This window comes from Streptomyces sp. NPDC001492, assembly GCF_053597275.1.
Genome location: NZ_JBSFHW010000003.1, coordinates 152,539 through 174,516, shown reverse-complemented (window position 1 = coordinate 174,516; position 21,978 = coordinate 152,539). Strand labels below are relative to the sequence as shown.

At 70.0% G+C, this 21,978-nt stretch carries 24 protein-coding genes, 1 tRNA gene and 3 pseudogenes; 12 read left to right on the top strand and 16 right to left on the bottom strand.

Annotation, left to right across the window (positions count from 1 at the left end; genetic code table 11):
• Positions 1 to 10 precede the first annotated feature (10 nt).
• From ACWC1K_RS04895 to ACWC1K_RS04880, 4 genes are all read right to left on the bottom strand, one after another.
• Positions 11 to 658 (bottom strand): endonuclease, encoded by a 648-nt coding sequence (locus ACWC1K_RS04895; protein ID WP_450828833.1) that lies wholly within the window; start codon positions 656 to 658, stop codon positions 11 to 13.
• The gene (locus tag ACWC1K_RS04890) at positions 655 to 987 is read right to left on the bottom strand and encodes a DUF3140 domain-containing protein (RefSeq protein WP_450828832.1); all 333 of its coding nucleotides are present in this window, start codon (positions 985 to 987) and stop codon (positions 655 to 657) included. The genes ACWC1K_RS04895 and ACWC1K_RS04890 overlap by 4 nt, the downstream gene beginning before the upstream one ends.
• A gap of 42 nt (positions 988 to 1,029) precedes the next feature.
• On the bottom strand, positions 1,030 to 1,512 hold the full coding sequence (locus ACWC1K_RS04885) for a Dps family protein (protein ID WP_450828831.1): 483 nt from the start codon (positions 1,510 to 1,512) through the stop codon (positions 1,030 to 1,032).
• Between the two features lie 100 nt (positions 1,513 to 1,612).
• On the bottom strand, positions 1,613 to 2,422 hold the full coding sequence (locus ACWC1K_RS04880; RefSeq protein ID WP_450828830.1) for an alpha/beta hydrolase: 810 nt from the start codon (positions 2,420 to 2,422) through the stop codon (positions 1,613 to 1,615).
• 147 nt (positions 2,423 to 2,569) lie between these two features.
• Between ACWC1K_RS04880 and ACWC1K_RS04875 the strand changes: the two genes are divergently transcribed.
• Entirely contained in the window at positions 2,570 to 3,757 is a 1,188-nt protein-coding gene (locus ACWC1K_RS04875) for a thiolase family protein (protein ID WP_450828829.1), read from the top strand.
• A 193-nt stretch (positions 3,758 to 3,950) separates the two neighbouring features.
• Positions 3,951 to 4,724 carry a sulfite exporter TauE/SafE family protein gene (locus ACWC1K_RS04870; RefSeq protein WP_450828828.1) on the top strand — a complete coding sequence of 258 codons (774 nt, stop codon included), beginning with the start codon at positions 3,951 to 3,953 and terminating at the stop codon, positions 4,722 to 4,724.
• 5 nt (positions 4,725 to 4,729) lie between these two features.
• On the opposite strand, the gene ACWC1K_RS04865 is transcribed toward ACWC1K_RS04870, so the two are convergent.
• Positions 4,730 to 5,596, bottom strand: a complete 867-nt coding sequence (locus tag ACWC1K_RS04865; RefSeq protein ID WP_450828827.1) for an HAD-IIA family hydrolase — start codon at positions 5,594 to 5,596, stop codon at positions 4,730 to 4,732.
• Between the two features lie 123 nt (positions 5,597 to 5,719).
• Here ACWC1K_RS04865 and rpmG point away from each other — a divergent pair, with 123 nt between their 5' ends.
• The 4 genes from rpmG to ACWC1K_RS04845 all read left to right on the top strand — a co-directional run bounded on the left by rpmG (position 5,720) and on the right by ACWC1K_RS04845 (position 7,218).
• Positions 5,720 to 5,884 (top strand): 50S ribosomal protein L33, encoded by a 165-nt coding sequence (gene rpmG / locus ACWC1K_RS04860; RefSeq protein ID WP_266963303.1) that lies wholly within the window; start codon positions 5,720 to 5,722, stop codon positions 5,882 to 5,884.
• Positions 5,885 to 5,956: 72 nt separating this feature from the next.
• Entirely contained in the window at positions 5,957 to 6,217 is a 261-nt protein-coding gene (locus tag ACWC1K_RS04855; protein ID WP_450828826.1) for a type B 50S ribosomal protein L31, read from the top strand.
• Between the two features lie 35 nt (positions 6,218 to 6,252).
• Positions 6,253 to 6,375, top strand: a complete 123-nt coding sequence (ykgO, locus tag ACWC1K_RS04850; protein WP_030935932.1) for a type B 50S ribosomal protein L36 — start codon at positions 6,253 to 6,255, stop codon at positions 6,373 to 6,375.
• Positions 6,376 to 6,471: 96 nt separating this feature from the next.
• A complete protein-coding gene (locus ACWC1K_RS04845; protein WP_450828825.1) occupies positions 6,472 to 7,218 on the top strand; it encodes a cobalt-precorrin-6A reductase in 747 nt (248 codons plus the stop codon).
• Here the strand turns inward: ACWC1K_RS04845 and ACWC1K_RS04840 are convergent.
• The 3 genes and pseudogenes from ACWC1K_RS04840 to ACWC1K_RS04830 all read right to left on the bottom strand — a co-directional run bounded on the left by ACWC1K_RS04840 (position 7,205) and on the right by ACWC1K_RS04830 (position 9,199).
• Positions 7,205 to 7,691, bottom strand: a pseudogene (locus tag ACWC1K_RS04840) (hypothetical protein). The gene ACWC1K_RS04845 and the pseudogene ACWC1K_RS04840 sit on opposite strands and share 14 nt — an antisense overlap.
• 78 nt (positions 7,692 to 7,769) lie before the next feature.
• Positions 7,770 to 8,546: a precorrin-6A synthase (deacetylating) gene (cobF, locus tag ACWC1K_RS04835; RefSeq protein WP_450828824.1), complete on the bottom strand. Its 777-nt coding sequence runs from the start codon at positions 8,544 to 8,546 to the stop codon at positions 7,770 to 7,772.
• 110 nt (positions 8,547 to 8,656) lie between these two features.
• Positions 8,657 to 9,199 (bottom strand): DUF309 domain-containing protein, encoded by a 543-nt coding sequence (locus ACWC1K_RS04830; RefSeq protein WP_450828823.1) that lies wholly within the window; start codon positions 9,197 to 9,199, stop codon positions 8,657 to 8,659.
• A 102-nt stretch (positions 9,200 to 9,301) separates the two neighbouring features.
• On the opposite strand from ACWC1K_RS04830, the gene ACWC1K_RS04825 reads away from it, so the two are divergent.
• Positions 9,302 to 9,375, top strand: a tRNA-Pro gene (locus ACWC1K_RS04825).
• Positions 9,376 to 9,418: 43 nt separating this feature from the next.
• Here the strand turns inward: ACWC1K_RS04825 and ACWC1K_RS04820 are convergent.
• Positions 9,419 to 10,168, bottom strand: coding sequence for a hypothetical protein (locus tag ACWC1K_RS04820; RefSeq protein WP_450828822.1), 750 nt, complete (start codon positions 10,166 to 10,168; stop codon positions 9,419 to 9,421).
• A 232-nt stretch (positions 10,169 to 10,400) separates the two neighbouring features.
• On the opposite strand from ACWC1K_RS04820, the gene ACWC1K_RS04815 reads away from it, so the two are divergent.
• Positions 10,401 to 11,564 carry a serine hydrolase domain-containing protein gene (locus ACWC1K_RS04815; RefSeq protein WP_450829038.1) on the top strand — a complete coding sequence of 388 codons (1,164 nt, stop codon included), beginning with the start codon at positions 10,401 to 10,403 and terminating at the stop codon, positions 11,562 to 11,564.
• Positions 11,565 to 11,642: 78 nt separating this feature from the next.
• Here the strand turns inward: ACWC1K_RS04815 and ACWC1K_RS04810 are convergent, their stop codons facing one another.
• Both ACWC1K_RS04810 and ACWC1K_RS04805 read right to left on the bottom strand, forming a co-directional pair.
• Positions 11,643 to 11,864: a helix-turn-helix domain-containing protein gene (locus ACWC1K_RS04810; RefSeq protein WP_450828821.1), complete on the bottom strand. Its 222-nt coding sequence runs from the start codon at positions 11,862 to 11,864 to the stop codon at positions 11,643 to 11,645.
• Entirely contained in the window at positions 11,864 to 12,355 is a 492-nt protein-coding gene (locus tag ACWC1K_RS04805) for a DUF2975 domain-containing protein (protein ID WP_450828820.1), read from the bottom strand. Before ACWC1K_RS04805 ends, ACWC1K_RS04810 begins: the two co-directional genes overlap by 1 nt.
• A gap of 210 nt (positions 12,356 to 12,565) precedes the next feature.
• Between ACWC1K_RS04805 and ACWC1K_RS04800 the strand changes: the two genes are divergently transcribed.
• Positions 12,566 to 13,480, top strand: coding sequence for a hypothetical protein (locus tag ACWC1K_RS04800; RefSeq protein WP_450828819.1), 915 nt, complete (start codon positions 12,566 to 12,568; stop codon positions 13,478 to 13,480).
• Positions 13,481 to 13,720: 240 nt separating this feature from the next.
• On the opposite strand, the gene ACWC1K_RS04795 is transcribed toward ACWC1K_RS04800, so the two are convergent.
• Positions 13,721 to 14,467, bottom strand: a complete 747-nt coding sequence (locus ACWC1K_RS04795) for an SDR family oxidoreductase (protein WP_450828818.1) — start codon at positions 14,465 to 14,467, stop codon at positions 13,721 to 13,723.
• Positions 14,468 to 14,750: 283 nt separating this feature from the next.
• Positions 14,751 to 15,185 carry an ATP-binding protein gene (locus ACWC1K_RS04790; protein WP_450828817.1) on the bottom strand — a complete coding sequence of 145 codons (435 nt, stop codon included), beginning with the start codon at positions 15,183 to 15,185 and terminating at the stop codon, positions 14,751 to 14,753.
• Between the two features lie 145 nt (positions 15,186 to 15,330).
• Between ACWC1K_RS04790 and ACWC1K_RS04785 the strand changes: the two genes are divergently transcribed.
• Positions 15,331 to 16,098 carry an IclR family transcriptional regulator gene (locus ACWC1K_RS04785; protein WP_450693385.1) on the top strand — a complete coding sequence of 256 codons (768 nt, stop codon included), beginning with the start codon at positions 15,331 to 15,333 and terminating at the stop codon, positions 16,096 to 16,098.
• Between the two features lie 42 nt (positions 16,099 to 16,140).
• Complete coding sequence (gene glpK, locus ACWC1K_RS04780) at positions 16,141 to 17,655, top strand: glycerol kinase GlpK (protein WP_450828816.1); 1,515 nt, start codon at positions 16,141 to 16,143, stop codon at positions 17,653 to 17,655.
• Between the two features lie 10 nt (positions 17,656 to 17,665).
• On the opposite strand, the gene ACWC1K_RS04775 is transcribed toward glpK, so the two are convergent.
• The 3 genes and pseudogenes from ACWC1K_RS04775 to ACWC1K_RS04765 form a co-directional block, all read right to left on the bottom strand.
• Positions 17,666 to 19,960 carry a transglycosylase domain-containing protein gene (locus ACWC1K_RS04775; protein WP_450828815.1) on the bottom strand — a complete coding sequence of 765 codons (2,295 nt, stop codon included), beginning with the start codon at positions 19,958 to 19,960 and terminating at the stop codon, positions 17,666 to 17,668.
• 290 nt (positions 19,961 to 20,250) lie between these two features.
• A pseudogene (locus ACWC1K_RS04770) lies at positions 20,251 to 20,349 on the bottom strand (nuclear transport factor 2 family protein); the annotation flags it as partial.
• Positions 20,346 to 20,580 (bottom strand): annotated as a pseudogene (locus tag ACWC1K_RS04765) (MBL fold metallo-hydrolase); the annotation flags it as partial. The pseudogenes ACWC1K_RS04765 and ACWC1K_RS04770, both read right to left, overlap by 4 nt.
• Before the next feature lie 711 nt (positions 20,581 to 21,291).
• Between ACWC1K_RS04765 and ACWC1K_RS04760 the strand changes: the two are divergent.
• The gene (locus ACWC1K_RS04760; RefSeq protein WP_450828814.1) at positions 21,292 to 21,966 is read left to right on the top strand and encodes a response regulator transcription factor; all 675 of its coding nucleotides are present in this window, start codon (positions 21,292 to 21,294) and stop codon (positions 21,964 to 21,966) included.
• The last annotated feature ends 12 nt before the right edge of the window (positions 21,967 to 21,978 follow it).

Sequence of the window (21,978 nt, the reverse complement as noted above, 5' to 3'; positions counted from 1 at the left end):
TGTTACACGATCATGCTGCGCGACGGAGACTGTCTTCGGCCACCTCCTTGTCGAGCGCCGCCCATACCAACGCGGCCGCGAGCACGGCCGGTTGGGTGTTCGCGGCGAGCTTCACCAGCCGGTCGGGGTCCTTCGGCAGACCCAGCCGCTCCGCTCCGTCGAGCGCCTTGCGGTCCAGGTACGGTGCCGCTTCCGGCCACACCCGCTGGGCCTCGCGCAGGAAGATGTCGGCGCCGGCCGGTCCCAGGCCCGGGACCTCCTGGAGCAGACGGCGCAGTTCGCCGACGTCGCCGTCCGCCTCCTTCCGCAGCCGGCGCAGATCCCCGCCCCACCGCTCGATCAACAGCTGGGCGCCGTCTCCCAGTTGAGTGGCTGTGCGTTCGTCGTAGCGTCGGTAGCCGCCGCGGCCCAGCGCGTCCACCCGCTGCTGCCAGTCGGCCCCGGCCATCCGGCGCGGGTCGCGCAGACCCGCCCGGTACAGCTCGCGGGCCGTGTCGACGGCGATCGCCCCGCGGATGCGGGCACTGAGCAGCAGCGCAAGGACCAGCAGCCGGTACAGCGGCTGCGGGGTGTCCTTGAGCCTGATGCCCGCCTCCTCGGCGAACGTCTGCCCGTGCGCCCGCACCAGTTCGCGTACGACGTCCTTCTGGCCGCTCATGGCTTCAGCGGGTCATGGCCGATCGTCATCAGCCGGTGCCGGCGGTCGGTGTCCTCCGCCTCCGGCTCGCTCTCCAGGTCCGACTGCTCCGTGACCGTGTCCACGACTTCGTACATCACGCGTACGTCGTCGTCGGTGAGGTCCGTGCGGCGTTTCTGCAGGATCGCGAGGACGTGCTGTCCGATGGGGGAACCCGCCTGGTCGGGCAGCGGCTCGGTGTCCTCGTCGGCGTCGCTCACCCGCAGCCAGGCGGCGAGCTCCTGGGAGGTCATGTTCACCACGCGGTGGAAGTCGTCCCACAGCGCGTCGAATTCGAGGGCGTCGGTCATCGCGTGCCCCTTCCGTACGTGCATGGTCCGGCCGTCGAGGAGTCAGTCCTCGCGCGGCCAGTTCTCCGCGTCGAACATCCACCGCTGCTTCTCGAGCTCCGCGGTGAGGGAGATCAGCAGGTCCTGGGTGACGGGGTCCGGTTCCGCGGTCGCGGCGATGCGCTCGCGCAGCCGCCCGATCGCCGCCTCCAGCGCGTCCGCGATCAGCTGGACGACCTCGGTGTCGCGCACCCAGCCGTCCTTCGGACCCGGCAGTGTGCAGGACGCCGCGATCGTCTCGGGCCGCCCGTCGGGCGGCAGGCCGAGCGCCGAGGATCGCTCCGCGACCGTGTCGGCGTACGTGCGGGCGGTGGCCACCACCTCGTCGAGCTGAAGGTGGATCGAGCGGAACCGCGGGCCCACGATGTTCCAGTGCACCTGCTTTGCGATCAGTGAGAGCCCGAGAAGATCGACGAGAGTGCTCTGCAGCGCGTCACCGGCGACCTTGCGGGCCGGTTCCGGAAGTGTGCTCTTCACGGCAGTCATCAGGGCGCTTCTCCTTCCAGCCGTTGCGGTCACTTCACGCGCACTCGGGTGCCCCTGGCGAAGTGCTGCAAACAAGGTGCAGGGGCCACCCGGCGCCGTCTCAGCCCGTGACCACGCCGTCCAGGAACCGGGACAGATCTGCGAAGACCTCGGCCTTGTTGGTCTCGTTGAACACCTCGTGCCGGGCGCCGGGGTAGATCCGTTCGGTGAGGTTGCCGCCGCTGAGCTGCTCCACGCCGACGCGGCTCCCGGCGAGCGGGACCAGCCGGTCGTCTTCGCCGTGCAGCCACAGCAGCGGCAGCCGGCCGACATCGCCGTTCTTGGTGACGGTCTCGAGCGTCCGCGCGAACGCCTCCACGGTCGGCCGCTTCATCGGACCGTGCCAGACCAGCGGATCGGCCACGTACGCCGCTCCCACCGCCGCATTGCGGGAGAGCGAGGCAGGACTGATGGGCGTGTCGGGGATCTCGTCGAGCGCGAGCAGCTGCCCCGGCAGCTCCCACGCGCCGATCACCGGCCCGGACAGCACGAGCGCGGCGAGCTCGTCGCCGTACCGCTGGGCGTAGCGGGCCGAGATGAGTCCGCCCATGGAATGCCCGATCAGCGCGACCCGCACCCCCGGGTACAGGGACCGCGCCAGCTCCGCCACGAGATGAACGTCCCCGACCACGTCCTCGAAGTCCGCGACCAGCACCCGCTCGCCGGCCGACCTGCCATGCCCCACATGATCGGGCGCGAAGACCGCGGCCCCGTGCCCGACCAGCACCCCGGCCAGTTCCTCGTACCGCCCGGCGTGCTCTCCGTAGCCGTGCACGACCAGCGCCAGATACCGGGGCCGCTCCCGAGGCCACTCGCGTACGGCGATCGAGCCGTTGCTCCCCGTGACGACGTGCTCGCGGGCGTCGGCCATGTCTCCTCCAGCTGCATCGGTGAAGGTGCTGGTTCCGGTCCCAGGTGTCCTGGTGACCTTCCCGGATCTTCCCAGGCGGCGCGGCGGCGGTCTACACTCCAAAACTAGCAGCGCTAATTAAGTGTGCCCTCGGTCAGGAGTCCTGTCGTGCGCCCCGTCCACTTCGCGGCCGCCCGCCGCACCCCCATCGGAAAGCTGCGCGGAGCGCTGTCCTCCGTGCGCCCCGACGACCTCGCGGCGCATGTGATCCGGTCCCTCGTCGCGGACGTCCCCGCCCTCGACCCGGCGCGCATCGACGACGTCTACTGGGGCGCCGCCAACCAGGCGGGCGAGGACAACCGCAACGTCGCCCGCATGGCCGCGCTCCTCGCCGGCCTCCCCGAGTCCGTCCCCGGCGCCACCGTCAACCGCCTGTGCGCCTCGGGCCTGGAGGCGGTGACGACGGCCGCCCGCACCATCGCCGCCGGAGAGGCCGACATCGTCCTCGCGGGCGGCTCCGAGTCGATGAGCCGCGCCCCCTTCGTCCTGCCCCGCCCCGATGAGGCCCTCCCGCACCGGATCGAGACGGTCGACACCCGCCTCGGCTGGCGCCTGGTCAACCCGGCGATGAAGGACCTCCACGGCCTGCTGTCCATGGGCGAGACCGCGGAGGAGGTCGCCGACTGCCACGGCATCACCCGCGAACGCCAGGACGAGTTCGCCCTGCGCAGCCACCAACGCGCCGCGGACGCCCGCAAGAACGGCCACTTCGACGATGAACTCCTGCCGGTGGAGCGTCCCGACGGGGTGCTCGTCGAGGCCGACGAATGCATCCGCGAGGACACCTCGTACGAGAAACTCTCCCGCCTCAAGCCGGTCTTCCGCACCGGAGGCACGGTCACCGCGGGCAACGCCTCCCCGATGAACGACGGCGCCGCCGGCCTCCTCCTGGTCAGCGAGGAAGCCCTGGGCGACCTGGGCCTGGAATCCCTGGGCCGCTACGTCGCCGGCGCCTCGGCCGGGGTCCACCCCGACGTGATGGGCATCGGCCCGGTCCCGGCCACCCGCAAGGCCCTCGCCCGCGCCGACTGGACCGTCGCCGACATCCAGGAGGCCGAGTTCAACGAGGCGTTCGCCGCCCAGGCCCTCGCGTGCGTGGACCGGCTCGGCATCGACCCCGACCTGGTCAACCCGAGCGGCGGCGCGATCGCCCTGGGGCATCCACTGGGCTGTTCGGGGGCACGCATTCTTACGACGTTGCTGCACCGGATGCGGCGGACGGGGGCGGAGCGGGGCTTGGCGACGATGTGTGTGGGGGTGGGGCAGGGGAGTGCGGTGCTGGTGGAGCGGCACTGAGCGCTCCGCGGGGCGCTGCTTGGCGGCCGGTCGGTGATCTCAGCCCGTCCGGCGTCTGAGGACGAGGCCCCTTGAGGGCCGAGGCGGGGGTCTGGGGGCGGCAGCCCCCGGCAGCGGCCTCACCACCGCCGGGTGCCAACCAGCGAGACGGTACTTACACACCCCCCTGCCTGCGCATAGCATCGCTTCCCGCATGAACACGATGACGCTCTGGCACATAACCGGCTGGGAGTTCGCCGCCCTCGCCTGCGCAGCCCTCCTCGTCGGCTTCTCCAAGACCGCCGTGAGCGGGGCCAACACGGTGAGCCTCGCCATCTTCGCCGCGGTCCTGCCCGCCCGCGCCTCCACCGGCGTCCTCCTGCCGATCCTGATCGTCGGCGACGTCCTGGCCGTGCTCACCTACCGGCGGCACGCCCACTGGCCCACGCTGTGGCGGCTGTTCCCGGCGGTCGCGGCGGGCGTGGTCGTGGGCACGGTGTTCCTGATGTGGGCCGACGACGGGATCGTACGGACGTCGATCGGCGCGATCCTGCTGCTGATGGCGGGCGTGACGGTGTGGCGGCGACGCACGGCCGAGGCCGAGGAGGAGCCGGACTCGGTGGCCACGAGGTCCGGCCGGGTCAAGGCCCGCTCGTACGGCGTGCTCGGCGGCTTCACCACGATGGTCGCCAACGCGGGCGGCCCGGTGATGTCGATGTACCTGCTGTCGGCGGGCTTCCGCAAGCTGGGCTTCCTGGGTACCTCGGCGTTCTTCTTCCTGATCGTGAACGTGTCGAAGGTGCCCTTCAGCGCCGGGCTCGGTCTGATCGACGGCCGCTCGCTGTTCCTCGACGCCGCCCTCGCGGCGTTCGTCGTGCCCGGTGCGTTGTTCGGCAAATGGGCTGTGAACCGAATCAACCAGCGCCTCTTCGAACAACTCGTCATCGCCGCGACGATCGTGGGCGGCCTGCAGCTGCTGTTGCGCTAGCCGCGCTACCTCTCCGCCGAACCCCGCAACAACCCCGGCAGATCCGCAAACGACTCGATGACGTGATCCGGCGTACCGCTCGCATCCCGATGTGTCTCGGGCAGATACTTCCCGGTCTTCACCAGCACCCCCGTGATCCCGGCCCGCTGAGCCGCCAGCACATCGGACTCGATGTCGTCCCCGACCATCAGCGCCTCACCCGCCCCCACACCGAGCCGCGCCAGCGCCGCCTCGAAGAACGCCGCCGACGGCTTCCCGGTCACCTCGGCCTCGATCCGGGCCGCCCGCTCCAGCCCGACGAGAAACGCCCCGGAGTCGAGCTGCAGCCCGGCGTCGGTACGCCAGTACAGATTCCGGTGTACGGCCACCAGCCGCGCCCCGCGCTGCAGATACCCGAAGGCCCTGTTGAGCGCGTCGTAGTCGAACTCCGGCCCCGCACCCCCGACGACCACGACATCCGGCACGCTCTCCGCACCGTCGGGGTCCACAGCCCCTGGGTCGGCAGCCGCAGGGTCCAGCAGCGCGACCCCGTCGAGGTCCTCCCGGATGTCCCCGCTGTTCAGCAGCACACACCGCGCCCCCGGGCAGTGCTCGGCGAGATACGCGGCGGTGGCGACGGGCGCGGTCAGGATGTCCTCCGCGTCGACCGCGAACCCCGCCTGCCGCAGGGTCCCGGCGATCGACGCCCGGGTCCGCGAGGTCGTGTTGGTGACCAGCGCGACCCCGAACCCGGCCTCCCGGATCTCCCGCAACGCCTCGACCGTCCCAGGCAGCGGCTCCCACGAGACGGTCAGCACCCCGTCGATGTCGATGAGAACGGCACGCACCGGTCCACCCATGGATCCACTCACGGCTCCCCGCACTGACTCCATGCCTGGACGATAACCGCGCCTCGCCCGCCACCCCGGGAATGCGACAGCGGGAGCCGTTGTTGGACCGGCTGTGATTGACATGCTCGGATCAACAATCCGTGGCGTGGGCGAAGGGAGAACCTCATGGCACGCAGCACCGCGCGCCCCGTCGTCAAGCTGAAGTCGACGGCCGGAACCGGCGTCACCTACGTGACCCGCAAGAACCGCCTCAACGACCCCGACCGACTCGTCCTGCGCAAGTACGACCCGGTGGCCGGCGCGCACGTCGAGTTCCGCGAGGAGCGCTGAAGCAGCCCGCGACGACCAGGCCGCGGCCCTGAGGAACCACCCTCCGGCCGCGGTCCCGGAAAGGAAAACCCCATGAAGCCCCGCATCCATCCCGACTCCCGCCATGTGGTCTTCCGCGACCGCACCGCGGACGTCACCTTCCTGACCCGCTCCACCGCCGACTCCTCGAAGACGATCGAGTGGGAGGACGGCAACACCTACCCCGTGATCGACGTCGAGATCTCCTCGGCGTCCCACCCCTTCTACACGGGCAGGTCGCGGGTCCTGGACACGGCCGGCCGGGTGGAGCGCTTCGAGCGCCGCTACGGCCGCTCCGCGGCGACGCGTCACTGACGCGGTCCCGCGCGCAACCCGAGGAGAGCAGAACCATGAAGGTCCGCAAGTCCCTGCGTTCACTGAAGTCCAAGCCCGGCGCCCAGGTGGTCCGCCGACGGGGCGTGGTCTACGTGATCAACAAGAAGGACCCCCGCTTCAAGGCCCGTCAGGGCTGAGCACATGAAACAAGACGGCCGCCCGGTACCCCCACCGGGCGGCCGTCCCGCATCCCCCGCAACCGCGTCCATCGCCGACCTCGTACGCTCGCACCCATGTCCCCCCACGTCCTGATCCTCGGCGGCACCACCGAGGCCCGCGAACTGGCCGCCGCGCTCGCGGCACATCCCGGCGTACGCGTCACGACCTCGCTCGCGGGGCGGGTGGGCCGGCCGGGCGCACTGGCAGGGGACGTACGCGTCGGAGGCTTCGGAGGGGCGCAGGGGCTGGCCGGCTGGCTGCGCGAGCAGCGCGTGGACGCCCTCGTGGACGCCACGCACCCCTTCGCGGAGGCCATCACGGCGAACGCGGCGCAGGCCGCGTCGGCGACCGGAGTCCCGGCGGTCGTCCTGCGCCGACCAGGCTGGCAACCCGGCCCCGAGGACCGCTGGCACATGGTCCCGTCCCTCGCCGCGGCGGCGAACCTGCTGCCGCGCTTCGGCCCCCGCGTGTTCCTGACCACAGGACGCATGGGCCTCTCCGTCTTCGCCCACCTGACAGACCGTCACTTCGTCGTGCGGTCCGTGGAACCTCCCGAGCCGCCGATGCCGCCGCACACGGAAGTGCTGCTGGCGCGCGGGCCGTTCACGGTGGACGACGAGACGGCGCTGCTGAGCGAGTACATGGTCGACGTCGTGGTGACGAAGGACAGCGGGGGAGAGGCGACGGCCGCCAAGCTCACGGCCGCCCGCGGACTCCGGCTGCCGGTCGTGGTCGTACGAAGGCCGCCGTTGCCGGAGGGCGTGACCGCAGTCCCCGATGTGCCGCAGACCCTCGCCCGGCTGGGTCTCACCCCGAGGTGACCGACGCCCGCAGCCGGTCGATCGCGTGCAGCACCTCGGTGCGGTTCTTGGCGCTCTTGATCCAGGCGGGCAGCCTCGCGACCAGCGTCATCTTCCGCCCGGTGTCGTACCAGGGCGCCCGCTCCCGCAGATCGGCGGCGACGAACCGCCTGATCAGGTCGAGGTGTTCGAGGTTGTACGCCCACAGCTCACCGTGCCTGGTCTCCGCCCGCAGCCACAGGGCCGGCCGGCAGCATCTCTGTCCGGGCCGCCGTGTCCCACCGTGCGGTCCGGTGTCGATGCGGGACAGACCGCAGGAGCGGCAGACCAGACGCCGTTCCGGATACGTCCGGTCCGGGGCGCCGGCCGCCCGGCCCTCGCGCCGCTCGAAGTGGGCCACGCGGTCGCAGCGCGGGCAGCCGCACCAGCGTGGACCCGGAGAAGTCGTAGGCCACGCGGCGGGTGTCGCGGAAGCGGACGGGTGCGGGAGACATGAGGCGAGTACGGCGATCACCCACTGCGCCGAGCACACCGATTTCAGACGGTGGCAGCGGTTTCCGGGTGGCGTATGCCTACCGCTGCCCGGGATGTCTGCGCAGCAGATACGTGTCCATGATCCACCCCTTGCGCTCCCGGGCCTCGGCCCGCAGCCGCTCGATGTGCGGCGCGGCCTCACCGATCGGCCCGGAGGCGAGGATCTCGTCCGGGGTGCCGATGTACGCGCCCCAGTAGATGTCGATGTCCTCGTCGGCGTACTGCCGGAAGGTTTGGTGGGCGTCCAGCATCACGACCACGTCGTCCACCCCCTCCGGGAAGCCCTCGGCGAGCCGCCGCCCAGTGGTGATCTGGACGGGCCGGGCCACCCGGTTCAGCCCCGTACGATGCCGGGCGACGAGCGCGGAGACACTGCTGATGCCCGGCACGACGTCGTAGTCGAACTCGACGCCGCCCCGCTCCCGTACCTCCTCCAGAATCCCGATCGTGCTGTCGTACAACGCCGGATCCCCCCACACCAGGAACGCGCCGCTCTCGTCCTCGCCCAGCTCCTCGGCGATCAGCCGCTCGTAGATGTCGGCACGGGCACTGCGCCAGTCCCCGACCGCGGGGGAGTAGTCCGCACCGCCCGCCTTGCGGTCCCGCTCCGGGTCCCGCGCCTCGACCAGCCGGTACGACGCCCCGTCCGGTAGGTGCGCGTCGAGCATGTCCCGGCGGAGGCGGGTGAGGTCGTCCTTCACCTCACCCTTCTCGAGAATGAAGAACACGTCCGTGCTCCGCAGCGCCCTGACCGCCTGAAGGGTGAGCTGGTCGGGGTCGCCCGCGCCGATACCGATGACATGAATCTTTCGCACACCCCGAGTGTGCCGCACCCCACTGACAGTGCGTACACCGCGTCCCTACCGAGCGGGTACGGACGCCGGAGGGCCCCACCGGAGGCGGGCCGGCCGCGCAGCCGCAGGCCCTACGAGGTCCGCCCACGCAACCGCGGCGCCCGCGCTCCCGCGTCGACGGCCCCGCCGCCGGTCTCCACGTCGTCCGCCAGCTCACGCGCCCAGCCGACCAGCCCCACCAGATCCATCCCGTACGGCCGCTGCCGCCCCGATCCCGCCGCCCACTGCTCCACGGCCCCGGCGCCCCGCCGCAGCAACCGGGCGCCGCCGGTGACATTCCCGCGGGCCGCGTGCGTGAGCCCTACGGCAAGCTGCGCCAGCCCCCGCCACAGCTCCCGCTCCTCCTCCGGCCCCGACTTCCACGCATCCTCGAACACCTCATGCGCGTGGAAGGGCTTACCGTCGTCCAGCAGCTCCTGCGCCTCGGCGACGCTCTGCTCCGGGGTGCGCACCACGCCCTCGGGCTGCCGGGCCACCCCCTCCGCGTCGTACGGCAACGGCCGCCCGAGTCCGTCCCGCGGCCGGGCATTGCGAGCCCGCCCCTCGCCGTCCCGGTCCCGCGCCCCGGCCACCCGGCCCGACGGCGCGCTGCTCCTGCGTCCCGTGCTGCCCATACGCCCGATTGTCGCGCGCCCCCCCGGCCCGCTTCGGCACCACCCCGCACGTGCGGTAAAGTGCTGTCCGCGCGATCACGCGGTTCACCGCGGGAAGCGCACCGGGACGTGGCGCAGCTTGGTAGCGCACTTGACTGGGGGTCAAGGGGTCGCAGGTTCAAATCCTGTCGTCCCGACTGGAGTCTTCTCCGTAGTCGCAGATCAGGGCCTTGGATCACATCATGTGAGACGAGGCCCTTGATCATTTGCTCTGCTACGTAATGCGCTGCCTGGTGAGGCTGCGGCCTCGGCCAGGGTGCGTCCATCGGAGCTCGTTCGGTGCCACGGCCTCTCGTCGGGCAGCTCGTTCCACATCGCTGGAACGATTTCCATCTTCCACACCTCTGGGAGATGCTTCTTTTCAAGGGTAAGCGTCCCGTATTGACTTGCCTTGACCGTATAGGCGTTCCCGAGGGCGTCCGTATACATGGCTCCCAAAAGGCTGCTCGTCTGAGGGTGGAGTACCTTCAGCTGCCCGCCCGGCGGTATCGGATACAGGTGAAGGGGACTGAACCAGGGCTCCCTGACGCCTTTTTGAAGCTGTTTCGATCCCGCACCCTTGACCACTTCTCCCAGACCGAAAATTATGTTCAAGGCTGGACCGGTACCCACATTGGTGAAGAGGATCTGATTGAGCCCCGACTCGTCAGTGGCCAAGCGTTTCATCACGAGGACGGGCATTCTGGCCCTGCGGTCAGCCGTGCGCGAAGCATGGAAGCTGATGACAAACGATACGAACGACACGAGTATGGCTACGGCGGAGAGCACATTTGCCGCCATGGAAAACCTTTCCATCAGTCTGGTCAGGGATTCCTCACTGCTTGGCTGTAACTGCTCGCCTGTTGTCGTGACGGCTTCTGCCTGGGCGTCACGGTCCCGCTGGTTGTTCATAGCGTCACGCGGGTAATCGGCAACGTCAATGCTGGTCACGAAAACGGACCAGGAGCCGCCGTTTCCGGCTGCATTCGGTCGCGCCCCAGGCTTGTCGCGCCAGAATCACGTCCGCAACACAGGACCTGCTGCGTTGGGGTTCGTCGCGGCGGCGGCAGAGCCGCATCCGGCCGGTGCATTTACTGATCGCGTACGCGGGTACCTCCAGAGGCTGAACATTCCATGACGGGAGACAGGGTTGACTGACAACGGAGACGGTGGCCGCGCGCTGGTGCAGGGGCACGTTCACGGACATGTGCAAGCAGGCTTCGAAGCGGTGCGCGAGGTCTTCGCGCGGGTGGCGGCCCAGCAACCGCACCCGACAGGCCAACAGCTTGCGGTGCATCACCGAGGTGAGCGCGTGGTGGACCTCTGGGCCGGCCCTGTCGAGGATGGCGACTCGCTGACCGGTGTGTTCTCGGTGAGCAAGGGAGCGGCCCACCTGGTGGTGGCCCTGCTCGTCCAAGACGGCGTACTGGACCTGGACCGAACGGTGGCGTCGTACTGGCCGGAGTTCGCCGAGGCGGGCAAGGGAGAGCTGACCCTGCGGCAACTGCTCGCCCACCAGGCGGGCGTGGTAGGCGTGGACGACGTCTTCACGATCGAGGAACTGGCCGACGACACCCTCATGGCCCAGCGTCTGGCCGCCCAGGCCCCCTACTGGAAGCCCGGCACGGCGTTCGGCTACCACGGCCTCGTCATAGCCGCCCTCACGGGCGAGGTCGTGCGTCGCGCCACCGGTCGTACCCTCCAGGACTGGTGGGAGCACCGGGTGCGCCGTCCGCACGGTGTCGACTTCTACCTGGGCCTGCCGGAGGAGCTGGAACCCAGGTATGTGCCGGTGGACCCGGCGATCCCGACTCCTGGTGCGGTGGTGGAGGAGCCGCCGGAGCTGGTGAAGATCGCCTTCAGTCTCAAGTACATGCCGGACCTGTCCGTCTTCCCGAACTTCCGCCGTACCAGGGCCCTCGGCCAGGGTTCGGCCGGCGGTGTCGCCTCCGCCCGAGGCGTGGCCGGGGCGTACGCGGCGGTGATCGGAGTGCTGGACGACAGGCCGGCTCTGCTGGATGCGGAGACGCTCGAGACGTTCACCCGAATCCACTCCGAGGGCATCGACGCGGTGGGCGGAGTCGAAAGCCGCTTCGCCCTCGGCTTCACGGTCTTCGACGACCACTACCGCTGCCTCGGCCCTGACGCTTTCGGTCATGGAGGGGCAGCCGGAGCCGTCGCTTTCGCCAGCCCCCGGCTCGACCTCTCTTATGCCTACATCCGCACCCGCTTCGCCGTGGGCGAGAGCGCGGACCAGGAGAACAGGATGCTGATCGAGGAGGTGGTGCGGTCGGTCACCGGCAGGAGCCAGGATCCTGACCAGGGACCGCAACCGCAGGGGGGCTGACGGGCGGGCTTCATGCGGTGCAGGTGTCGTGTCACGGCCGGTGGTGTCGGGCGTTTCCACGCCTGCCAGGGGGCAACCTCATCCGCTTGAGGCGTCCTCGGCCTCCCAGCGCAGCAGGTCGCCCGGCTGGCACTTGAGCACCTCGCAGAGGGCGGCCAGCGTCGTGAAGCGCACCGCCTTGGCACGGCCGTTCTTGAGCACCGCCACATTGGCGGGCGTGATCCCCACGCGTTCCGCGAGTTCGCCCACGGACATCTTCCGCCTGGCCAGCATCACATCGATGTCGACGGCGATCGGCATCAGATCACCTCGTCCAACTCGGCCTGCAGCTGCGCCGCTTCGACGTCGCGCGCGACGGCCTGGGCGAGCAGCATCCGCAGCACGAGCACGATGAGCGCGACCCCGAGGATGGCCAGGCCGATCCCGCCCATGATGACGGTGACGCCCGGGTCGTCCCGCTGACCCGGCGCATTGATGGCCGTGACCGCGAACCACACAAGGGAGGCCGCCACGATCGCGCCGATCACGCCGTCCACGTACCGGAAGGCGGCGTGGGAGAACACGGTTCCACGTCGCACCATCGCCACCAGGCGCCATACGCAGACCAGGGCGACCTGGACCGACACCATGCCCAGGATCGTGATCACACGCAGCGGGGTCAGCGGGAGCGACCCGTCCTCCGGGTCGTTCTTGCCGATCAGCGCCCACACCATTCCTGCCTGCACGAACACGGTGCCGGCGAACACCACCACGAGCACTGTGCGCAGCGCACGCACTGCCAGCTTTCCCATGACTCAGCCTCCATCGAGTTGCGATGGGAATCTATCGAATATCGATAGGTGGGGCAAGGGCTGGGCGGAGCTGGACGCGGGGGCAGGGGCAGGGGGCAGTCGGTGTCGATGTCGCCCGCCGGCTCAGCCCCAGGATGTCGAGGTGGAATCCGGCATAAGGGTTGAATACCGCGAAACTCGGTCACTTGGCGTCGAGCACGGAGGGACGCGATGAGCCTGGACCTGGACCTGGAGACTGTCGCGGACGAGCTGTACGCGCTGAAGCCGGAGGACTTCACCGCGGCCCGCGACGCCCGTGCGGCCGAGGCCCGCAGGGCCGGTGACCGCACCCTCGCCGGGGAGATCACCAAGCTGCGCCGTCCCAGCCTGTCGGCCTGGGCGAGCAACCTCCTCGTACGAGAACAGCCCGAGGAGACCGACACGCTGCTGCGCCTCGGCGAAGGCCTGCGCCAGGCGCACCGTGACCTGGACGGGGCGCAGCTGCGGGAACTCAGCCGTCGGCAGCACGCCCTGATCAACGCGCTGTCTCGGCAGGCACGCCAGCTGGCCTCGCAGGCCGGGCACCCGGTCGGCGAGGGCGTCCAGCGCGAGGTCGAGACCATCCTGCACGCCGTGCTCGCCCACCCGGATGCCGCGCGGGAGTGGGCCGGTGGCCACCTGGTCAAGGCCTTCGACCAGGCCGTCGGCTTCCCGGCGGCCGCCGACGGCGCGCGCCCGCGTCCTCGCGAGCCCGCACCGGCCCGGCCCGCGCGAGACGGCGGCACGGCGGGAGAAGGGCAGCGCAGGCGGCTCGAACGGGCCCGGCGGCAGGCCGAGGACACCGAACGCGACCTCACCGCCCGTCAGGAGGAAGCCGCGGCCGCCGACCGGCAGGCGCGGGACACGCAGACACGCGCCGACGAACTCGAACAGCGACTGACGGAGCTGGCCGAGGAGATCAAGCGGCTGGAGAGCGAACACCATGAGGCCGAGTCGGCCGCCCGCAAGGCCCGCGAGCTGGCCCGCGCCACCGACCGGCAGGTCAGGGAGGCCCGCCGGCGCGCCGAAGCCGCTGCCGCTCAGGTCAAACGTCTGAGCGGGCCGGAGCGGGGACGCGCCCGGGACACAGAACGAAAGGCGAGGTGAGAGGTGGCGCCCTCCGTCTGGAGAGGAGTGGTCACGCCGGGGCTGGTCAGCGTGCCCGTGGCCCTGTTCACGGCGACCGAGGACCACACGGTCCACTCCCACCGGCTGCAGCGCGGCACCTCCGGTCGGATCCGCGACAGGCGCGGGCTTCCGATGCCGACATTGCCGGCCGCTCGAAGATGCCCCGCGAGCAGCTGCTGAAGGCACTCAAGGACGCCACCGCCGCCTGAAGGTTTCCCCTTACTTCTGCTGGGCGAGCCAGTCGGCGAACCGGGTCTCGGCGCGGTGCGCGTCCGGACCCGGCAGGAGCGAGGTCTCCGTCAACTCCGCGCCCCAGTACGTCGCCTGCGGGTCCGTGACGACGGTGCGGGGGTCGTCGTGGGCGGCGAGGGCCAGGCGGATGAACTCCTCCAGCTGGAACGCCTCGGGACCTGCGACCTCCACCACGCCGTCCGCCGGGGCGCCGACTGCGGTACGGACGACGGCCGCGGCCACGTCGTCGGAGACGATGGGCTGGATCTTGGCGTCGGGCACCCGCACGGTGTCGCCCTCGGTCATCCCGTCGGCGAGACCCTTCCCGAACTCGAAGAACTGCGTGGCGTGAACGATGGAGAAGGGGATGCCCGACGCCTTGATCAGGTCCTCCTGGACCTGCTTGGCGCGGAAGTAGCCGCTGCCCTGGAGGCGGTCGGTGCCGACGACGGACAGCGCCACGTGGTGCCGGACGCCCGCATCGGTCTCCGCCTTCAGCAGGTTGGTCGTGGACGTGCGGAAGAACTCCATGACCGCCTCGTCCTCGAAGGAGGGCGAGTTGGAGACGTCGACCACGACCGACGCGCCCTGCAGGACGCCGGCCAGCCCCTCGCCCGTCAGCGTGTTGACGCCGGTGCTGGGCGCGGCCGCGACCGCCTCGTGCCCGTGCTCGCCGAGCCCGGCGACCACCTTCGAGCCGATCAGCCCGGTCCCACCGATCACTACGACCTTCATGACGGAATTCCTCTCGGTTCCCTGATCTCTGTGAGAGGTGCCTGTACGAGACGCCTCTAGCAGGGAAGACAAGGCAGAGCCTGTTTTTGTGACAGCTGCCTGTCCTGCGGGTCTTCCCGTGATCGAGATCTCTTCCAGCAGGGTGGGAATCGCGTCGGGAACGGCCGGAAGGTTCACCCGGAGAGCGTGCAGCCGCCGTCCAGGGCGAGCAGCGCCACCGCCGCCACCTACGAGGCCGCCGCCCGCCGGCTCGCGTGGCGACGGCGCCAGAAGGTGGTGCGCCTCAGCCCCGCCCCACCTGCAGCTCCGCCCACCGGCTCGTCCCGCCCGCGTGCACGCGTACGCCGCACCGGGTCGCCAGTGCGGTGACGATGCCGAGGCCCCGGCCGTGCTCGTCCGGGTCGAGGACGGAGGGGGACAGTCCCGCCGATCTCACCGGCCCCATGTCGGTCACCTCGACGCGTACGGCTCGGCACCGGTCCACCTCGCTGCGCGAGAGGCTCAGCGTCGCCGGGGGCAGGGCGTGGACGAGGGCGTTGGTGAGCAGCTCCGAGGCCACCAGCAGTACGTCCTCGGCGAGGTCCGCGGCCAGGTTCCAGTCGGTGAGGATCTGGCGTATGTGGCGGCGTACGGCCGAGACGGCTCCCGCCGCGTGCGGCAGCGCGAAGATGTGTTCGGCTTCCCCGCGGGGCGCGGCGGCGAGCTGCGCTGCTGTCATGTTTCCTCCTCGGGGAAGCTCTGGGGGCGGCGGACCGGGCGTGCCGGTGGAACGCTAAGGAGGGAAATTCCGTCCGTCAACGAACATCGGTCGGCATTACCGAACGACAGTCCCAAAAGGGCAAAACTCGGACTACCATCGCTTCATGGCCGGCCCAGTCCAGTCCATCGAGCGAGCGGCGGCGATCCTGCGCCTGCTCGCCGGAGGATCCCGTCGGATGGGACTGGGCGAGGTGGCGTCCTCGCTGGGTCTGGCCAAGGGCACCGCCCACGGCATCCTGCGCACCCTGCAACATGTGGACTTCGTCGAGCAGGACCCGGCGACCGGAAAGTACCAGCTCGGGGCGGCTCTGCTGCACCTCGGCACCAGTTATCTCGACGTCAACGAACTGCGGTCGCGCTCCATCAACTGGGCCGACGCCCTGGCCGCCCGCAGCGGCGAGGCCGTACGCCTGGGCACGCCCCTGGAGGGCAGGGTGCTGGTCATCCACCATGTCTTCCGGCCGGACGACACCCTCCAGACCCTCGACGTCGGCGCACTGCTGCCCCTGCACGCCTCCTCGCTCGGCAAGGTCCTGCTGGCCTTCGGAGTCACGCCCGTCGACGTCTTGCTGGAGGAGGCGCCGGAGCCGTACACCCGGCACACCCTGGTGCACCCGGAGGAGATCAACCGGGCGCTGGCCGAGATACGGGATCTCGGCTGGGGCGCCGAGGTGCAGGAGATGAGCATGGGCGAAGCCGGAATCGCCGCGCCGATCCGGGGGCAGGGCGGTCTGGTGGTGGGCGCGATCGGGGTGTCCGGCGCCGTCGAGCGGATCTGCGACACCAAAGGCCGGCCTCAGCCGGCCCTGATCACCGTGCTGCGGGAGGCGGCACGTGCGATCTCCAGAGACCTGGGCGCGGCCCGCTGGTAGGTCCCCAGCACCTCCGCGACACATCGGAAGGCAGGGCCGATCATGGTTGAGCGGTATGTGATGTCCATCGACCAGGGCACCACCTCCACGCGATGCATCCTGTTCGACCACAGTGGACGGCTGGTGTCGGTCGCCCAGCGGGAGCACCAGCAGTTCTTCCCCCGGCCGGGCTGGGTCGAGCACGACGCCGTGGAGATCTGGCGCAATCTCCAGCGCGTCGTCCCCGAGGCACTCTCGAACGCCGGCGTCGACGCGGGACAGATCTCGGCCATGGGGATCGCCAACCAGCGCGAGACGACGGTCCTCTGGGACCCGCGGACCGGGGCCCCGCTGGGCAGGGCCATCGTCTGGCAGGACATGCGCACCGCCCCGCTCGTCGATGAGCTGAGGAAACAGCCCGGCGACGAGTTCTTCCTCGAACACTGCTGCCTGCCCCCTTCGACCTACTTCTCCGCCCCCCGCATCCGCTGGCTGTTCGACCACGTCGACGGGCTGGAGCAGCGCGCCCGGGACGGCGAGGTGCTGTTCGGCACCATGGAGAGCTGGCTGATCTGGAACCTCACCGGCGGCACGGACGGCGGCCTGCACATCACCGACGCCACCAACGCAAGCCGCACCATGCTCATGGACATCCGCACGCTGACCTGGGACGAAGCCCTGATGGACTTCTTCGGCGTACCGGGCTCGATGCTCCCGGAGATCCGGTCCTCGGCGGAACGCTACGGCGAGGCCCGCTCGCTCCTCCCGGGCGTGCCCATCACGGCGGCCCTCGGCGACCAGCAGGCGGCCCTGTTCGGACAGACCTGTTTCTCGCCCGGTGAGGCGAAGTGCACGTACGGGACCGGCAGCTTCCTGGTGATGAACACCGGTACCGACCTCGTGCGCTCGCAGCACGGGCTGCTCACCACCGTCGCCTACAAGATCGCGGACCAGCCCACGGTCTACGCCCTGGAAGGCCCGATGGCCGTCACGGGCTCGCTCGTCCAGTGGTTCCGCGACCGGCTCGGCCTGATCCACAGCGCACCCGAGATCGAGACGCTGGCACGCACCGTCGAGGACAACGGCGGCTGCTACATCGTCCCCGCGTTCTCCGGTCTCTTCGCGCCCCACTGGCGCAGCGACGCCCGCGGTGTCATCGTCGGCCTCACCTCGTACATCACCAAGGGGCATCTGGCCCGAGCGGTCCTGGAGGCCACCGGCTGGCAGACCCGCGAGGTCGTCGACGCCATGAACGCCGACTCCGCGCTCGCCCTGAAGCAGCTCAAGGTGGACGGCGGCATGACCTCCGACCATCTGCTCATGCAGATCCTGGCCGACGTGCTCGACGTTCCCGTCGTACGGCCCCTCGTCCACGAGACGGTGTCGCTGGGCGCCGCCTACGCGGCGGGGCTCGCGTCCGGCTACTGGCCGGACCTGCAGGTGCTGCGCCGCAACTGGCACATGGCCGCCCAGTGGCTGCCGGACATGGACCCGGGACGCCGGGAGTGGGAGTACGCCAGCTGGAAGCGGGCCGTCGAGCGGTCCCTGGGGTGGATCCAGCCGCCGAAACGGCCGTGAGGTGCCTGTGTCAGGGCGGCGGGGGACTGGTGCTGGTCCCGCTCGGTGGCGTTGCCGGGGTCGATGGCGGGTCCGTGGGTGTGGGCGGTCCGGTCTCGGTCGGCGTGGGTGTGGGGGGAGTCGTGGTCGCCGGGGGTGTGCTCTGCGGGGGCTTGGGCGTAGTCGTGGGGGCGGGAGTCGTGGGCGGCCTGTGGGTGGGGACCGTGGTGTGGCTCGGCGGTTTCGCGGGGTGCGGCCTGGCCTCGGTTCTCGGGGTGTGGGTCTGCGCGGGCAGCTTGAGCCGGAAGTCGTGCACCGGTCGGTCCTTCAGCGCGGCGGACATGTACGCCGTCCAGATCCGGGTCGGATAGGAGCCGCCGTTGACCCGGCTGATCCCGGCGGCGTCACCGAGCGAGATCCGGGTGTGGTCCGTGGGCTTCTCGGCGAACATCGCCACGGATGTGGTCAGTTCGGGTGTGTAGCCGACGAACCATGCCGAGAGGTTGTCGTCCGTCGTGCCGGTCTTTCCCGCGGCCGGCCGGCCCAGGGCGGTGGCCAGATAGCCGGTGCCCTCGGGGCTGACGACACTCTTCAGTACCGAGGTGACCTGGTCGGCCGTGGCGCGGGAGAACGCCCGGGCGGCCTCATGACCGGGCAGGTCGTACGCCCTGTTGTCACGGGTGAGCTTCTGCACCGCCCAGGGAGCGATGCGCCGGCCGTGGTGGTCGAAGGTCGCGTACGCGCTGGCCATGTCGAGCGGACTGGGCGTGGCCACACCGAGGGTCAGGGCGGGGGTGGCGCCCATGTCGGGCGTGTCGGCGGGCAGTCCGGCCGCGACGGCGGCCTTGCGGACACGGGCCAGACCGGCGTCGGCGCCCTCCTGCGCGTACACGGCGTTGACGGACTTCATCATCGCCGTACGCAGGCTGATCCGGCCGTAGTCGCGGTCGTCCTCGTTGGGCGGGCAGTAGCGGTAACCGCGCGGCAGGCCCTGCACACAGTGGCGGCTGGTGCCGTCGTACCGGGTTCGGAGGGTGATGGCACGGCCGTCCTGGGTGGTGGCGTGGTGCTGCAGCGCGGCCGCGAGGTCGAACGGCTTGAAGGTGGAACCGACCTGGAGGTCGTGCCGGACGGCGTCGTTGTAGGGGCGGACGGCGTAGTCGGGGCCGCCGTAGGCAGCGACGATCCGTCCCGTGGACGGGTCCACGGAGGCCGCGCCGACCCGGATGGACCTGGCCTTACGGGTGTCCGGCAGGCTCCGCAGGCCCTTCTTCACCGCCGCGACCAGCGCCTGCTGGTCCTTCTTCACGAAGGTGGTGGTGATCTGCCAGCCGCCCGAGCCGAGCGTGGCCTCGTCGACGATGTGGTGGTCGATCAGGTACGTGCGGGCGATGTCGATGAGGTACCCGGCCTGGCCGCCGACCCCGGGGGTGGGCCGCGGCGCCCTGGGTTTGGGGAAGGTCATTCCGGCGCGCCGGTCCTTGTCCAGGTAGCCCAGGCCGACCATGCCGTCCAGGACGTAGTTCCAGCGGGCGACGGCCGCGGCCCTGAGGGCCGGGGTCGCCGTGGAGACGTCGTAGCTGCTGGGTGCCTTGAGCAGCGCGGCGAGATAGGCGCTCTGGGAAACGCTCAGCTGGGAGGCGGGGATGCCGTAGTAGGCCTGGGCGGCGGCACGGATGCCGTAGGCGTTGCGGCCGAAGTAACTGGTGTTCAGGTACCCGGCCATGACGGAGTCCTTGCTCTGCGTCTCGTTGACCTTGATCGCGATGATGGCCTCCCTGACCTTGCGGTCGAGGGTCTGCTCGCGGGTGAGGTAGTAGTTCCGCACGTACTGCTGGGTGATCGTGGAACCGCCCTGCAGCCCTTTGCCGGTGACGGTGCTCCAGGCCGCGCGCAGGATGCCGCGGGCGTCCACGCCCTGGTTGGAGTAGAACGTCCGGTCCTCCGCGGCGACCACGGCGTGCTGGATGCTGACGGAGATCTCCGACAGCGGCAGCGATTCGCGGTTGACCGCGCCCGTGCGGCCGATCTCGGTGCCGTCGGCGTAGGAGTAGACGTTGCTCTGGCTCACCGCCGCGGCGTTGGGGTCGGGGACCTGGACGGTCACGTACAGCGCGAAGAACGCCGCGACCACGAGCAGGATCATGGTGAGCAGGCTGCTGAGCACCATGCGCCAGGTGGGGAACATCCTCCGCCACCAGGGCATCGCCTCGCGTGCCGCCTTGCGCAGCAGACGGGCGCGCCGACGGGTCTGCCGTGCACTGCGCAGTTGCCTGCGCCAGGCGGCAACCGGTCTCCCCGCGGACTCGCCGTCCCCCTTGTTCATACCTGCGCCGTTCTTCAGAGCGGCAGAGTCGGGGGGGTGCGCCTCGGGGCGCGTACCGGACGCGGCGCGCCGCTCCGAAGTGCCGTAAATACCACTAATGGAATAGCATTTTCCCTTTTATGGCCGAACCATGCCGGTGACGGGTGGTTTGTGCGACTGCCTGTCGGCGGGGTGGGTCGGGTCCTCGACCCATGCCCGGCGGAACGAACGGGTCTACAGTCTGGGGGAGTTGGCCGCCTCCAGCTGCCTTGCGGAGTCATGGCCTCGTACACGAGCGCCGTGGCCACGAACAGGGTGGCGCGCAGGGCTTCCAGGTCACCAGCCGCGGAGGCCAGGTACTGGCGGCGTATGACATCGGCCGGGGCGGTCGATGCGGCGAGCTCGGTCATCGTCTGCCCCACTTCATCTCGCCCTCGGCGACCTTCGCGCCGATCCGGGCGCGATCTGCACACCGTTGCCCGGGTAGTGCTCGGGACCACCAACTGCGGGTCGAGGGCGGCCATTTCGTCGAGGAGGTCGATCCAGGCGGCACGGTCGCAGGGGGTGGGGGTGTCGGCGACCCGGAGGTGCTCCTGCTGGAAGAGCAGGACGCCGCCGAGCCGGGCGCCACTCCGCCTTTGGGGCGGCTGTCACATTGATAGTTTAGGAATCACATACCCATTAGTTTGCGAGGGGCGCGCGGTCGGAAAGGCATGGAATTACTCGCCGACGACGATTCCGCTTACCTTTTCGCCAGGTCCAGACGCGCCCTCGATCTATACCGGTTCCAAGTTTGGGTTTCGTTATTATTTCGTGGCCGGGCGCGGTCCCGGGTGATGGACCTCACATCCTTCTGTCGCCCTGAGGGGGATGGCGAAGAGGGCGCTGTCAGGCCGGGGCGAACCGGGCGCTCCGTACGCCACAAGAGGCGGTGAAAGCAGGCGACGAATCCGACATTTCACTAATTGTCGCCAGGTCCGGGTGGCTTTCTGGTGAACATTCCATGAAGTGGCTCACGTTTGCTCGCGGTGCCATTGTCGCGGTGGCCGCCTCTTGCGCACCGTACCGGTAAGTCGTCGGTCGGCCGGGAATTCCGGGGCGTCTCCGACGGATCCGAATTACCCAACCTTTGCTTGACCGCCCTATGCGAAGTGCCTTAGAAGTTAACCGCTTACCCTCGCCAGGTCGTTCCGGTTCGTTCGACACGGTGGGGGACACGTCAACATCTGGGTGCGCGGCGAGGTTTGGGGGGCTGCACCACCACAGTTTGGAGCGTCCATGAGCAGTGTCTGTTCCCCTGCGGTGCCCATCGTGGCTGACACGCACCACCCGGCCGACGCGGGCAGGTCGATATGACCGCCCGCACGGCAGAGGCGAACCCGGTGAGGGAGCGGCGCGAGGTGATCACCGTGGCCGTGCATGCCGGTGACCCCGTCACCGGCGAGGGAGCCGTCGCCTGTCTGCGCTCCATGCCAGGGATCACGCTGCTCCCACCGGAGCGAAGATGCGAGGCCGACGTCCTGCTGGTGACGGTCCACGAGACCACCGAGGAGGTCGTCCGCTGGATGGAACGTTCCGCCTCGGAGTCGACCAACCCAGAGATGCGCATCGTGCTCGTCGCCGAGACCATCGGCGAACACCATCTGATGCGGGCTGTCAGCAGCGGCTTGGTGAGCTTCCTGCCGCGCGAGGAGGCCGACCGGGACCGGGTGGTCAAGGCCATCCAGGACTGCAACAAGGACCGGGCCGTCGTCCCCGAGAAGATGGTCGGATGGCTGCTCGAGCAGGTCCGGACGATCCAGCGCACCGTGCTGGTGCCGCAGGGCCTGACCGTCGGCGGTCTCCAGGAGAGGGAGGTCGAGGTCCTGAGGCTGCTCGCCGACGGACTGGACACCGTGGAGATCGCGCAGCAGCTCAACTACTCGGAACGGACGATCAAGAACATCGTCAGCGGCATGCTGACGCGGCTGAACCTGCGCAACCGCTCGCACGCGGTCGCCTACGCGATGCGGTGCGGGGCGCTGTGAGCTGTTGGGAGC

Excerpts from the sequence above, each read along its gene's own strand:
- ACWC1K_RS04810 (WP_450828821.1), bottom strand. The coding sequence starts at position 11,864 with ATGCCGATCGCCGTCGACATCGATGTGATGCTGGCCAGGCGGAAGATG.
- ACWC1K_RS04800 (WP_450828819.1), top strand. The coding sequence starts at position 12,566 with ATGAGCCTGGACCTGGACCTGGAGACTGTCGCGGACGAGCTGTACGCG.
- ACWC1K_RS04785 (WP_450693385.1), top strand. The coding sequence starts at position 15,331 with ATGGCCGGCCCAGTCCAGTCCATCGAGCGAGCGGCGGCGATCCTGCGC.
- glpK (WP_450828816.1), top strand. The coding sequence starts at position 16,141 with ATGGTTGAGCGGTATGTGATGTCCATCGACCAGGGCACCACCTCCACG.
- ykgO (WP_030935932.1), top strand. The coding sequence starts at position 6,253 with ATGAAGGTCCGCAAGTCCCTGCGTTCACTGAAGTCCAAGCCCGGCGCC.
- ACWC1K_RS04795 (WP_450828818.1), bottom strand. The coding sequence starts at position 14,467 with ATGAAGGTCGTAGTGATCGGTGGGACCGGGCTGATCGGCTCGAAGGTG.
- ACWC1K_RS04790 (WP_450828817.1), bottom strand. The coding sequence starts at position 15,185 with ATGACAGCAGCGCAGCTCGCCGCCGCGCCCCGCGGGGAAGCCGAACAC.
- ACWC1K_RS04855 (WP_450828826.1), top strand. The coding sequence starts at position 5,957 with ATGAAGCCCCGCATCCATCCCGACTCCCGCCATGTGGTCTTCCGCGAC.
- ACWC1K_RS04895 (WP_450828833.1), bottom strand. The coding sequence starts at position 658 with ATGAGCGGCCAGAAGGACGTCGTACGCGAACTGGTGCGGGCGCACGGG.
- ACWC1K_RS04890 (WP_450828832.1), bottom strand. The coding sequence starts at position 987 with ATGACCGACGCCCTCGAATTCGACGCGCTGTGGGACGACTTCCACCGC.
- ACWC1K_RS04880 (WP_450828830.1), bottom strand. The coding sequence starts at position 2,422 with ATGGCCGACGCCCGCGAGCACGTCGTCACGGGGAGCAACGGCTCGATC.
- ACWC1K_RS04805 (WP_450828820.1), bottom strand. The coding sequence starts at position 12,355 with ATGGGAAAGCTGGCAGTGCGTGCGCTGCGCACAGTGCTCGTGGTGGTG.
- ACWC1K_RS04760 (WP_450828814.1), top strand. The coding sequence starts at position 21,292 with ATGACCGCCCGCACGGCAGAGGCGAACCCGGTGAGGGAGCGGCGCGAG.
- ACWC1K_RS04885 (WP_450828831.1), bottom strand. The coding sequence starts at position 1,512 with ATGACTGCCGTGAAGAGCACACTTCCGGAACCGGCCCGCAAGGTCGCC.
- ACWC1K_RS04845 (WP_450828825.1), top strand. The coding sequence starts at position 6,472 with ATGTCCCCCCACGTCCTGATCCTCGGCGGCACCACCGAGGCCCGCGAA.
- ACWC1K_RS04870 (WP_450828828.1), top strand. The coding sequence starts at position 3,951 with ATGAACACGATGACGCTCTGGCACATAACCGGCTGGGAGTTCGCCGCC.
- rpmG (WP_266963303.1), top strand. The coding sequence starts at position 5,720 with ATGGCACGCAGCACCGCGCGCCCCGTCGTCAAGCTGAAGTCGACGGCC.
- ACWC1K_RS04865 (WP_450828827.1), bottom strand. The coding sequence starts at position 5,596 with ATGGAGTCAGTGCGGGGAGCCGTGAGTGGATCCATGGGTGGACCGGTG.
- ACWC1K_RS04775 (WP_450828815.1), bottom strand. The coding sequence starts at position 19,960 with ATGAACAAGGGGGACGGCGAGTCCGCGGGGAGACCGGTTGCCGCCTGG.
- ACWC1K_RS04830 (WP_450828823.1), bottom strand. The coding sequence starts at position 9,199 with ATGGGCAGCACGGGACGCAGGAGCAGCGCGCCGTCGGGCCGGGTGGCC.